Genomic DNA, 12,060 nt, shown 5'->3' with positions numbered 1-12,060 from the left:
ACTCACTAAGCCCCGCGGAAGATCGAATAGCCCCACGGCGTGAATTTCAGCGGCAGGTGAAAATGCTCCTCGACCTTGTCGATGGCGAAGCGAAACGGCACTGTGGTCAGGAATTTCGTTTGCGCCTTTGCCCCGAAGAACTCGCCGATATGGAACAGCACCTCATACTCACCCATGGTGACGCCGTCGCCCTTGACGACCGGCGCCTGCAAGGTGCCGTCGGCGCCGAGCGTTCCTTCGGCAAGCAGCGTGCGGTCTGGCGCCACCCGCCAGATGGCGACGCGCAGACCAAGCGCAGGGCGCCCATTCGCCACATCGACTGCATGAACCGAGATCCCGCCGGCCATTTCGAGCTCCGCTGTCAGGTTATCGTGGCATGATAGACGCGAAACCTGAGGCGGCGCCAGCGCCGCCGTTGTGGCCTGCGCTGGTTGCGATGACCGCACTGCAGGCGCTGGTGTCGCTGGCGCTGTTCGCGCCGGGCACGGTGGCGCCGCGCGCCGGGCTCAGCATCGAGGAATTGTCGCTGTTCTCGACCGCCGCGTTCGCGATCAGCCTGGTGTCCTCGTTCTGGGGCGGCACCTTGGTGCAAAAGGCCGGCTCGCTGCGCGTGGCGGCGCTGTGCGCGGTGGCCGTCTGCGCCGGAATGTCACTGGCGACACTCGGCAACGGCTGGGCGCTGCTCGGCGCGGGCCTCGTGCTCGGACTTGCGGCCGGGCCGGAAACGCCGGCGAGCGCGGCGCTGCTCGGGCGTCTCGTGCCGCCCGAGCAACGCGCGATGGTGTTCTCGATCCGGCAGACCGGCAGCCAGATCGGCGCTGTCGTCGGCTCGCTGCTGCTGCCGCCGCTCGCGGTGGGGCTGGCGCCAAGCTCCGCCTATGCCGCGGTGATCGTCTGCGCCGTGATCGGCTTCATCAGCTTCGAGCGGCTGCGCCCGGCCTATGGGGTCAAGTTGCCCGCCATGCCGTATCTCGGCCTGCGGCAACGGCTGCAACTCGTCAGTTCCGACCGCCGCATGGCTGCGCTCGCCGTGGCCTCGATCCCGTTCAGCGGCATGCAGGTGATCCTCAACACCTGCTACATCTCCTTCGGCACATCCGAGCTTGCGCTCAGTCATGTCGAGGCCGGCTGGCTGCTGGCCTCAGCGCAAGGCGCGGGCCTGATCGGACGGCTCGGATGGGGCGCCGTGGCGACGCGGCTGCGCTCGGCGCGCGCGGTGCTGGTGATGGCGGGCGCCGGCATGGCGGTGTGCGCGCTGCTGCTCGGCCTCTACGGACCGCTGCTGAGCGGATCGATTCTGGTCCTGCTCACATTCGTGTTCGGACTGACGGCGAGCGGCTGGAACGGCGTGTTCATCGCCGAGATCGCCAACCTCGCCAAGCCCGGTCGCGTGGCGGAGGCCACCGGCGCGGTGCTGACCACGTCGTTTCTCGGCCTCGTGGCGGCGCCGCTGCTGGTTGCGGTGCTGACGCCGCGCATCGGCCTCGGCGGCAGCTTCGTCATTCTTGGTCTGACCGCGGCCGCCGGTGCCGCCGTGCTGCTGATGGAGCGATCCGATGCGCGCAACTGAGATCGCAAGCGCCGTGACGGCGCGGCAGACGACGGCGATGGAGATCGCCGAGCAGGCGCTGGCGCGCATCGCCGCGAGTGACCTCAACGCTGTCGTGACGATCGATCCGGAGCGAACGCGCGCGGACGCGAAGGCTGTCGACCGCCGTGTTGCATCCGGCGAGACGTTACCGCTCGCCGGCGTGCCTATTGTGGTCAAGGACAACATCTGGGTCGAGGGCTGGCGCATCACGCAGGGCTCGCGGTTGTTCGCGGACTTTGTTGCGCCTGAGGATGCCATTGCCATCACGCGGCTGCGCCGCGCCGGCGCTGTGATCGTCGGCATCGGCGCGACGTCGGAGTTTGCCTGCAAGGGCGTGACGACGTCGCCGCTCTATGGACCGACGCGTCATCCGCTCGACCCGCGGCTTACGCCCGGCGGCTCATCAGGCGGACCGGCGGTAGCGGTCGCGGCCGGCCAGGTGCCGCTCGCGATCGGCACCGATGCCGGCGGCTCGAGCCGGCGGCCGCCCGCGCATGTTGGCGTGGTCGGTTTCAAGCCGTCCTATGGCGCGATCCCCTATGGACCCGGCTTTGCCGAACCGTTCTGGCGCATCTCGGCGATCGCGCCGATCACGACCGATGTCGCCGACGCCAGCCTCGCCTTCGATGTGATGGCGGGAGCCGATGCGCGCGACCCGGACTCATTCGATTTGCCATCCGCTGCTGCAGGGGCGCCGTTGCGGCTGGCGTTCTCGCCGCGGCTTGGGCTCGACGTCTCTGTCGATGACGCGGTGAGCGCCGGATTACAGCAGGCAGTCGACCGGGTTCGGGCCAGCGGCTTGGCGATCCTTGACAAGGATCCAGTCTGGCCGGCTGACCTCGCTGAAGACGCGGTGATGCCGTTGCAGCACGCCGGGCTTGCGGCGCTCTATGGCGACGCGCTCCGCAGCGATCCCACGCAGTTCGATCCTGATATCGCCAGGCAGATCGAGCGCGGCCTTGGTTTGAGCGGCGCCGAGGTCGGCCGCGCGCTGGAGGCGAGCACGCAGATCGCGCGCGCTTTCGCGGCGTTCTTCACGGAGGTCGATGTGCTGTTGGCACCGACGGTGCCGTGTGTGGCCTGGCCGTTCACACAGCTTGGCCCGTCCGAGATCGGCGGCAAGGCTGCGAGCCCGCGTGCGCATGCGGTGTTCACGCCGTTCGCCAATCATGCGGGGGTACCGGCGATCTCGATTCCGTGCGGCGTTAACTCACGGGACTTGCCGTTCGGCCTGCAATTGATCGCTGCGCGCGGACATGATCGCGTGCTGCTTGAGGTCGCTGCGCAGGCGGAGCGAGTTTTTCGAGGGTAGCTCGAGCCCGGATCTCGCGGCTTGCTCCCGTTACCTCGCCCCGCTTGCGGGGAGAGGTCGGATTGCATCGTCAGATGCAATCCGGGTGAGGGGGACTCACCGCGCATTCGGTGGGTGTGGCTGCCCCTCACCCCAACCCTCTCCCCGTGAAGTACGGGGAGAGGGAGCGCGCTGCTCGTGGAGAACGAGCCCGGATCCAACGAAGGAGGCGACGAAACCGTAACGCTCATTCCTGTTCGAATTTCTTCGCCAATCTCGCCCGCGTGATGTGGCCGATCTGGTCGATGGCGTTGGCGATCTCCGCGTCCATGTCGTTGCCGATGCGCCGCTCCATCTCGGCGATGACCGAGGCGCGGTCGGCATGCAGGGCGAGCGCGACGATCAGCGGCATGGCGAATTTGTCGCGGTAGCGGCGGTTGATGTCGGCGACGCGCTCGAAGTCCGCGCGTGACAGCGAGGTGAAGCCGAGGCGGCTCTGCTCGCCGATGGAGTCGCTCGTCATCTCGCCGGCCAGCGCTTCACGCCCGGCGAGTTCTGGATGCGCTCGGATCAGCTTCAGCTTCTCGTCGCGGCTCATGCCGCGGACGACATTCATGAGTGTGGTATGCAACGCATCCGCGGAGTCGTCGAACGCCGAGAGTCCCGCGCGATAGGCGCGGTCGGCCACTTCCGGCGAATGCTCGAAGATGTCGCCATAGCGCTCGACGAACAGCACGCGCGACATCTGCGACGGCCGCCACACGCCTGTCGGCGGATGCGTGCGGATCCAGTGCCGCGCGATATCGAGCCGCGTCGCGACCCACACCTTCTCATGGCTCATGATGTAATCGAGAAAGCGCGCCAGCGCGGCGGCCCGGCCGGGACGGCCGACCAGGCGGCAATGCAATCCGATCGACATCATCTTCGGGCTCTCGGCACCTTCGGCATAGAGCGTGTCGAAACTATCCTTGAGATAGGCGAAGAACTGATCCCCGGCATTGAACCCCTGCGGGGTGGCGAAACGCATGTCGTTGGCGTCGAGCGTATAGGGCACGATCAGTTGCGGACCATGCGGGCCCTCGATCCAATACGGCAGCTCGTCGGCGTAGGAATCGGCGCTGTAGACGAAGCCCTGCTCGTCGAGAACGATGTCCAGCGTATGCTCCGACGTGCGTCCCTGGTAGAAGCCGAGCGGCCGCTCGCCTGTCAGCTCGGTGTGAAGGCGGATCGCCTCCTCGACATGGGCGCGCTCGTCGGCTTCGGAGAAGTCGCGATAGTCGATCCATTTCAGGCCGTGCGAGGCGATCTCCCAATTGGCCTCCTTCATCGCCGCCACGGCCTCCGGATTGCGCGCCATCGCGGTCGCGATCGCAAACACCGTGACCGGCAGCTTGCGCGCGGTGAACATCCGCCACAGGCGCCAGAAGCCGGCGCGCGAGCCGAACTCGTAGATCGACTCCATGTTCATGTGGCGCTGGCCGGGCCAGGGCGCCGCGCCGACGATCTCGGACAAGAAGGCTTCCGAAGCGGCGTCGCCGTGCAAAATGTTGTTCTCGCCGCCCTCCTCGTAGTTGATAACGAACTGCACGGCGATGCGGGCATCGCCCGGCCAGCGCGGATGCGGCGGCGTGCGGCCGTAGCCGACCATGTCGCGCGGATAATCGACACTCATCGTCTCAGCTCCCGCGATAGGTCTGGTAGCTCCAGGGCGTCGCGAGCAGCGGCACGTGATAGTGCGCGCTCGCGTCGGCGACGGAAAAGCGGAGCGGGATCAGATCGAGGAACGGCGGGTCGCCGGAGGCGAGGCCATGGGTCTTGAAGTACGCGCCCATGTGAAATGTCAGCAGATAGGTGCCGGCGGCGAAGTCGTTGCCCGCCAGAACCGGCTCATCCGTGCGCCCGTCCGCATTGGTCCGGACCTGCTTGATGCGCCGCCAGGCGCCGCCCGGCCCGAGAACATCGAGATCGATCGCGACATCGGCGGCCGGCTTGCCCCTCACCGTGTCCAAGATATGCGTACTGAGACGGCCCATCCATGCTCCCCTGCTGCTGTTGCGCGAAGCCTAGCAGCGCCCGGTTAAAGCTTCGAGGCGTTTTGCCGGTCACTCCAAGCCCAAAGCCTGGTCACGCGCCGGCCCGGCCGAAACGCTCGACCAGGAAATCGATGAACAGCCGCACCTTCACCGAGAGATGCCGCGTCGGGGGATAGATCGCATAGAGCGCCAGGGGCGGCGCCTTGTAGTCGGGGAGGATCGCGGTCAGAGCGCCGCTGGCCAGCGCGTCCGCCGCGATGAAATGCGGGATCAGCGCGATGCCCTGCCCCTTCACCGCGACGTCGCGCAGCACCTCGGCATTGTTGACGCACAGGCTCCAGGCCGGCTGAATCCAATGATCGCCGTCGCGGCCGGTCAGCTTCCACTGATTGCCGGTCAGCAGGAAGCCATAGGTCAGCGAATTGTGCCGGCGCAGATCCTCCGGGCTTTCGGGCGTGCCGTGCCGGGCGAGATAGGCCGGCGCGGCGCAGATGACGCGATCCACCGGCATGATCCGCCGCGCCACTAGGCTCGACGATTCCAGCTCGGCGATGCGCAAGGTCACGTCGAAGTCGTCCTGGACTGGGTCGAGCAGGTCGTCGCTCAGCACGATCTGCAACTGCAGATCGGGATAGCGGACCATGAAGTCGGCCACGACAGGCCCAAGCCGCATCGTGCCGAACGACATCGGAGCGTTGAGGCGCAACAGCCCGCGCGGGGCGGCCTGCGACTGGCTGACAGCCTGATCCGCGGCATCGAGGTCCGCGAGGATCGCGACGGCGCGCTCGAAATAGCGCTGACCTGTCTCGGTCGGGCTGGCGTGGCGGGTGGTGCGGACGATCAGCTGCACGCCGAGGCTCTGCTCGAGTTCGCCGATATATTTCGAGATCGCCGAACGCGACAGCCGCAGCTGCCGGCCGGCCTCGGCGAAGCTGCCGCTTTCGACCACCTTCACGAACGCCCTGAGGCTGCTCAGCTTGTCCATGGTCCTCGTGCCATTGTCGCCAAATCGTAGACAGAGACGTCACAAGAGCACGGATTGTCTCCAAATCAAAGCCGCCCGATATTGCCTTCAAGAATTCAACGGCCCTGACCGGGCCACACCGATAGGAGACCCACATGCCCGGACTGCACCACGTGACCGCGATCGCCGGCGACCCGATCCGCAATTTCGGCTTCTACACCCGCGATCTCGGCCTGCGCTTCGTCAAGAAGACGGTCAATTTCGACGATCCCGGTACGTACCACTTCTACTATGGCGACGAGACCGGCCGCCCCGGCACCATCCTGACCTTCTTCCCCTGGGCCGGCGTGCGGCCGGGCCGCCGCGGCGTCGGCGAGACGCATCAGACCGCGTTCCGCGTGCCGCAGCGCTCCCTCGGCTATTGGACGCAGCGCCTGACCGAAAAGGGCATCGCCTATGAGGCGCTGGAGAAGCGCTTTGGGGAATCGGTGCTGCCGTTCACCGATCCCGACGGCATGGCGCTGGCGCTCGTCGGCATCCCCGGCGCGGAGAACGAGCCCGGCTACAGCAATGGCGACATCCCGGCCGAGCATGCGATCCGCGGCTTCCACGGCGTGACCCTGCTGCTCGACTCCGCGGAGAAGACCGCCGCCGTGCTGACCGACGTGTTCGGCTTCGCCGAGCAAGGTCGGGAAGGCTCGGTGATCCGCTTCAAGGCACCGGGAGATGCGCAAGGCAGCGTGGTCGACATCTACGAGGCCAGGGGCTTTCTGCGCGGCGCACAAGGTGCCGGCTCCGTGCACCACATCGCTTTCCGTGCGGCCGACGATGCCGAGCAGGGCGTGATGGCGCAAAAGCTGGTCGATCGCCACGGCCTGCATCCGACCGAGCAGAAGGACCGCAACTACTTCCGCTCGATCTACTTCCGCGAGCCTGGCGGCGTGCTGTTCGAGATCGCGACCGACATCCCGGGCTTTGCGGTCGACGAGCCCGTCGCCGAGCTCGGACGAAACCTGAAGCTGCCCGCCTTCCTCGAGACGCACCGCAAGCAGATCGAGGGCGTGCTGCCCAACCTCGAGGAGGCCGCGTCGTGACCGCCACATTGTCCTTCACCCACCGCTTCCAGCCCGGAAGCAAGCCGGGAGCAGCGCCGCTGCTGCTCCTGCACGGCACCGGCGGCGACGAGAACGATCTGTTGCCGCTCGGCGCCACGCTCTCGCCCGGCGCGGCGCTGCTGTCGCCGCGCGGGCAGGTGCTCGAACATGGCATGCCGCGCTTCTTCCGCCGCCTGGCGGAAGGCGTGTTCGACGAAGATGATGTGCGACGGCGCGCGCTGGAGCTCGGCGCCTTCGTCGGCGAGGCGCGGCAACGCTACGGCATCGAAGCGCCGGTCGCGGTCGGCTACTCCAACGGCGCCAACATCGCCGCGGCGCTGCTGCTGTTGCAGCCGGAGACGCTGGCGGGCGCGGTGCTGTTCCGCGCCATGGTGCCGCTCAAGCAACCGCCGGTCGTCAAGCTCGCGCGCAAGCCAGTGCTGATCCTGTCGGGTTTGTCCGATCCGATCGTGCCTGCCAGCAATTCGGCGCAGTTGTGCAATCAGCTGATCGAGGCCGGCGCTGACGTGACCCACACGACCCTGCCGACAGGGCATCAGCTGTCGCAGGCCGACGTCGCGCTGGCGCGCGACTGGCTCGCCGGACTGCAGCAGACGAAGGCAGCGTGACCGCCATCTGCGCTTGCGGCCCGCATCCATCCTGATCGAGAATGCTCCCACGGCATCGGACCGCACCAAGCGGCCCGATGCTGAGTTTTGGATGGGAGGACTCTGCGCATGGCCGTCGACCAGCTCTTCATCAATGCGCGGCTCGATCGCGGCGTACGCCAGACCATCACGGTCGACAACGGCCGCATCACTGGCCTGCTCGCGGAGACCGAACGGCCTGAGGCGCGCGAGGTGATCGATCTCGGCGGCGCCCTTGTCGTGCCCGGCTTCGTCGAGGGCCACATTCATCTCGACACCAGCTTCTATGGCGATGCCTGGAAGCCGCACAAGCCCTGCACCAACGGCTTCGACGTGCACGAGCGCGTCACGTTCCAGGCGCAGAACATGGCAGCGGCCGCGCCGATGGACGTGCGCGCCCGCAACCAGCTCGATCTCTGCATCGGCCACGGCACGACGCGGATGCGCAGCCACGTGATGGTCGACGGCTCCGTCGGTCTCAAATCTCTGGAAACAATCCTGCGCGTGCGCGAGGAGTATCGCGAGCTGATCGAGATCCAGCTCGTCGCCTTTCCCCAAAGCGGAATCCTCAAGAGCCCTGGCACGCCCGAGCTCCTCGACGAAGCCATCAAGCTCGGCGCAAACCTGGTCGGCGGGCTCGATCCCGCCAGCTTTGATCGCGACGTCGAGAAGCATCTCGATGTCGTCTTTGGCGTCGCGCAGAAGCACGGCGTTGACGTCGACATTCACCTGCATGATCCAGGCATGCTCGGCTTATTTGAGCTGGAGCAGATTGCGGCGCGCACGCGCGCGCTCGGCATGAAGGGTCACGTCGCGGTCAGCCACGCCTATGCGCTCGGCGATTTGCCGATTGATGCCCTCAAGAAGATCGCCGACGTGCTTGCGACCTCCGGCGTCGCCATCATGACCAACGCGCCGGGCGCACGGCCCTTCCCTCCGGTGGCGCTGTTGCGCGCGGCCGGTGCCACCGTGTTCAGCGGCAACGACAACATCCGCGATTCCTGGTGGCCCTATGGCGACGGCGATCTGTTGAACCGCGCCATGATGGTCGGCTATCGCTCCGGCTTCTATGTCGATGACGAGTTGCGCATCGCTTTCGACCTCGTGACGGAGGCCGGCGCCAAGGCGCTACGACTGGCGGATTACGGCCTGTGCGTCGGCGCATGCGCCGATTTCGTTACCTTGAACGCGGAGCACGTGCCAGAGGCGGTGGTGGCTGTCCCAAAGGGGCGCTCCGTGTACAAGGGCGGCCGCCTCGTCGCGCGCGACGGCCAGGTCGTCAGGCCACGCTAAAGCGCGATGAGATCAGGATGAATCGTCATCGCGCTCTAGGTTATTGTTTGCGCATGATCTTTTCGGAAAACCGCTGCGCACTTTTCCGGATCATGCTTTAGGCCGGCGCTACTGCGCCGGCTCAACCGGCGCCTGCGACCGCGGCGGCTCGGCACGCGAGACCGTCGCCGCGGCAATCCACTGCGTCACCGCCGACAATTGCCCGCCGGACTCGCGATAGGCCTGCAGCTGGTAGTCGGCCGAGCTGCCGAACTGCATGATGGTGCGGCAGCGCTCCACCTCGGCCAAACAGCCGAGCGCCTCGGCATGTTCAGCGATATCGGCGATCATCCGGTTCAGGATTTCCTGGCCGGTCACCGGGCCGTCCTCGGTGACGAACAGGCAGTCGCAGCCATAGCGCTGCGCCCGCCACTTGTTCTCGACCGCGATCGCGCGCTCGACATTGCCCACGTTCTCTGCGCGTTCGGGATTGAGATCGAGATAGCGCGCGAGCGCGCGATACAGCGAGGCGACAGCGACCGCGTCGTCCACCGACGTGCAGACATCGGGCGCGCGCAGCTCCAAAGTCGGATGGCGCAATGACGGCCGCATCGCCCACCAGACGTGGCTCTCGTCGGGCATCACGCCGGATCTCACCAGCGCCGAGACGTAGCGGTCATAGTCACGCTTGCTGGTGAACAGCTCCGGCAAGCCGGTGCGCGGCAGCTCGTCATAGGCCGCGAGGCGATAGCCCTTCAGCCCGGTTTCGCGCGAATTCCAGAACGGCGATGACGCCGACAACGCGATGAAGACAGGGATATAGGGGATCATCGCCCGCATCACCGCGAAGCGTCGCTCAGGGTCCGGCAACTGAACATGCACGTGCATGCCGCACAGCATGTTGCGCTGGCCGACGATGCGCAGGTCCTCCATCATCTCGGCGTAGCGCGGCTTGGGGCTCGGCTGCGAGCTGCGCCAGGTCGCTGTCGGATGCGTCGAGCAGGCCAGAATCGTCAGGCCGTATTGGGCGGCGACATTGGCGACCTCGCGCCTGAGAAACTTCAGCTCCTCGCGCGCATCGCCGACGTCGACATGAACGTTGGTGGCGACCTCGAGCTGCGACTGCAGCATCTCACGCATCGCCTGCCCGCCGGTGGACCAGTTGGCCGCCTCGAACAGGTCGTCGGGCGTGCGGATCGTGACATCGAGCGTCCGCGCATCGACCAGGAAGTATTCCTCCTCGATGCCGAAGGAATATTCGGTAACGTCTTCGCCGCCGGTGGCCGAGCGAATGACCAGCCGGCGCTCATCGTCGCTCAGGCCAAGCCTGAGCCGTTCGAGAATTTTCGGATCCAATCCCATGTGACCAATCCTGTCAGACTCAAATGCCGTGGGTCTGCAGCCAGGCTTCCAGAAGGGCCGCCTGCCAAAGCCGCGAATGCCCCTTGGGGCTCATCTCGGCTTCGGGGTTCTGCAGCATGTGGTCGATGAACTCACGCTGATAGAGTCCGCGCGTCCGCGCCTTGTCGTCGCCGAGCACGTCGCGGACGTAGTCGAGGAACGGTCCGCGCAGATAGCGGAGCGACGGCACCGGGAAATATCCCTTGGGACGATCGATCACCTCCGCCGGAACGCAGCGGCGCGCCGCCTCTTTCAGGATATGCTTGCCGCCGTTCTTCACCTTCAGCTCGGCCGGCATGCGCGCGGCGAGCTCGACCACCTCGTGATCGAGGAACGGCACGCGGGCCTCGAGGCCGAACGCCATCGTCATGTTGTCGACCCGCTTCACGGGGTCGTCGACCATCATGATCTCGGTGTCGATCTGCAGCACCTTGTCCACGGCGGCGCCGCCGTGGTCGGCGAAAAAGCGGTCGACGAGTTCGAGGCTCACATCGTCGCCCAGGAGATCCGGGGCAAGCAGCCGCTGCAGATCCGAATGCTTCCAGTCGAAATACGCGTTCTGATATTGCTGAACCGGATCGTTGGCGGAGAGAAAGCCGGGGTACCAGCTATAGCCGCCGAACACCTCGTCGGCGCCCTGCCCGCTCTGCACCACCTTGACGCGCTTGGCGACCTCCGAGGACAAGAGATAGAACGCCACCGTGTCGTGGCTGACCATCGGCTCCGACATCGCGGCAATCGCATGCGGCAGGGCCTCGAGCGCGCGGTCGCCGCCGATCCTGATCTGCTCGTGATTTGTTCCGAAGGTGCGCGCGATGATGTCCGAGTAGCGGAATTCGTCGCCGCTGTGCTCACCGACCGCATCGAAGCCGATCGAGAAGGTGCGGATGTCCTCGTGTCCCAGCTTTGACAGCAGCGCCACGAGCAGCGACGAGTCGAGGCCGCCGGACAGCAGCACGCCCACCGGCACGTCGGCCACGCGGCGACGATCGACGGCCGCCGTCATCGCGTCCAGCACCGCATCGGACCATTCCTCGTGACTCATCGCGCGGTCCGTGGGACGCTGCTCACCGACATTGAATTGCCAGTAGCGCTCGCGATGCTGCGTGCCGTCCGGCTCGATGGTCAGCAGGGTCGCGGGTTCGAGCTTCTTCACGCCCTTGAGAATCGTTCGTGGCGCGGGAACCGCGGCATGAAAGCTGAAATAATGGTGCAGCGCCGTCCGGTCCAGCGAGGTATCGACGTCGCCGCCTGCCAGCAGCGCCGGCAGCGAAGATGCAAAGCGGAAGAAGCCCGGCCCTTCCGTGTAGTAGAGTGGCTTGATGCCGAGCCGATCGCGCGCGAGCAGGAGACGGCCGCTATCGCGCTCCCACAGCGCGAACGCGAACATGCCCTTGAAGCGCTGCACGCAGCCCTTGCCCCAGGCATGGTAGGCCTTGAGGATGACCTCGGTGTCGCCATCGGAGAAGAAGCGATAGCCTTTCGCCTGCAACTCGGTGCGCAGCTCGCGGAAATTATAGATGCAGCCGTTGAAGGCGATGCCGAGCCCGAGCGCCGCATCGATCATCGGCTGCTGCGCGGCCGAGGACAGATCGAGAATGCTGAGCCGGCGATGGCCGAGCGCGATCCCACCCTGCACATAGAAGCCGGCAGCATCGGGACCACGCGCCTGCATGGCATCGTTGACTCGGCCGAGCGCCGCAAGCGCAGGCTGGCCCGAATGTCTGATTTCACCACAAATGCCGCACATCGCGGTTCCAAGCGCTC

At 66.4% G+C, this 12,060-nt stretch carries 11 protein-coding genes; 5 read left to right on the top strand and 6 right to left on the bottom strand.

What is annotated here, in order from left to right:
• Positions 1 to 5 precede the first annotated feature (5 nt).
• Complete coding sequence (gene uraH / locus BRAD285_RS01675) at positions 6 to 347, bottom strand: hydroxyisourate hydrolase (protein ID WP_006615314.1); 342 nt, start codon at positions 345 to 347, stop codon at positions 6 to 8.
• A gap of 29 nt (positions 348 to 376) precedes the next feature.
• On the opposite strand from uraH (BRAD285_RS01675), the gene BRAD285_RS01670 reads away from it, so the two are divergent.
• Both BRAD285_RS01670 and BRAD285_RS01665 read left to right on the top strand, forming a co-directional pair.
• Positions 377 to 1,570 carry an MFS transporter gene (locus tag BRAD285_RS01670; protein WP_006615313.1) on the top strand — a complete coding sequence of 398 codons (1,194 nt, stop codon included), beginning with the start codon at positions 377 to 379 and terminating at the stop codon, positions 1,568 to 1,570.
• The gene (locus BRAD285_RS01665) at positions 1,557 to 2,903 is read left to right on the top strand and encodes an amidase (RefSeq protein WP_006615312.1); all 1,347 of its coding nucleotides are present in this window, start codon (positions 1,557 to 1,559) and stop codon (positions 2,901 to 2,903) included. The genes BRAD285_RS01670 and BRAD285_RS01665 overlap by 14 nt, the downstream gene beginning before the upstream one ends.
• A 226-nt stretch (positions 2,904 to 3,129) precedes the next feature.
• Here the strand turns inward: BRAD285_RS01665 and puuE are convergent, their stop codons facing one another.
• The 3 genes from puuE to BRAD285_RS01650 form a co-directional block, all read right to left on the bottom strand.
• Positions 3,130 to 4,554: an allantoinase PuuE gene (puuE, locus tag BRAD285_RS01660; RefSeq protein ID WP_006610217.1), complete on the bottom strand. Its 1,425-nt coding sequence runs from the start codon at positions 4,552 to 4,554 to the stop codon at positions 3,130 to 3,132.
• 4 nt (positions 4,555 to 4,558) lie between these two features.
• Entirely contained in the window at positions 4,559 to 4,915 is a 357-nt protein-coding gene (gene uraH, locus BRAD285_RS01655; RefSeq protein WP_006610216.1) for a hydroxyisourate hydrolase, read from the bottom strand.
• Positions 4,916 to 5,006: 91 nt separating this feature from the next.
• Complete coding sequence (locus BRAD285_RS01650) at positions 5,007 to 5,900, bottom strand: LysR family transcriptional regulator (protein WP_006610215.1); 894 nt, start codon at positions 5,898 to 5,900, stop codon at positions 5,007 to 5,009.
• Between the two features lie 134 nt (positions 5,901 to 6,034).
• Here BRAD285_RS01650 and BRAD285_RS01645 point away from each other — a divergent pair, with 134 nt between their 5' ends.
• From BRAD285_RS01645 to BRAD285_RS01635, 3 genes are all read left to right on the top strand, one after another.
• On the top strand, positions 6,035 to 6,973 hold the full coding sequence (locus BRAD285_RS01645) for a ring-cleaving dioxygenase (RefSeq protein WP_006610214.1): 939 nt from the start codon (positions 6,035 to 6,037) through the stop codon (positions 6,971 to 6,973).
• Complete coding sequence (locus tag BRAD285_RS01640) at positions 6,970 to 7,602, top strand: alpha/beta hydrolase (RefSeq protein WP_006610213.1); 633 nt, start codon at positions 6,970 to 6,972, stop codon at positions 7,600 to 7,602. The genes BRAD285_RS01645 and BRAD285_RS01640 overlap by 4 nt, the downstream gene beginning before the upstream one ends.
• A 108-nt stretch (positions 7,603 to 7,710) precedes the next feature.
• Entirely contained in the window at positions 7,711 to 8,913 is a 1,203-nt protein-coding gene (locus BRAD285_RS01635) for an amidohydrolase family protein (protein ID WP_006610212.1), read from the top strand.
• 108 nt (positions 8,914 to 9,021) lie between these two features.
• Here the strand turns inward: BRAD285_RS01635 and BRAD285_RS01630 are convergent, their stop codons facing one another.
• Positions 9,022 to 10,254, bottom strand: a complete 1,233-nt coding sequence (locus BRAD285_RS01630) for a carboxylate-amine ligase (RefSeq protein WP_006610211.1) — start codon at positions 10,252 to 10,254, stop codon at positions 9,022 to 9,024.
• A gap of 19 nt (positions 10,255 to 10,273) precedes the next feature.
• Positions 10,274 to 12,043, bottom strand: coding sequence for an N-acetylglutaminylglutamine amidotransferase (locus BRAD285_RS01625; RefSeq protein WP_006610210.1), 1,770 nt, complete (start codon positions 12,041 to 12,043; stop codon positions 10,274 to 10,276).
• Between the last annotated feature and the right edge of the window lie 17 nt (positions 12,044 to 12,060).

The sequence above is a fragment of the Bradyrhizobium sp. ORS 285 genome, from assembly GCF_900176205.1.
GTDB lineage: Bacteria > Pseudomonadota > Alphaproteobacteria > Rhizobiales > Xanthobacteraceae > Bradyrhizobium.
Note: the sequence above shows the minus strand (reverse complement) of the source record. Positions and strands in the feature narration are given on the sequence as shown.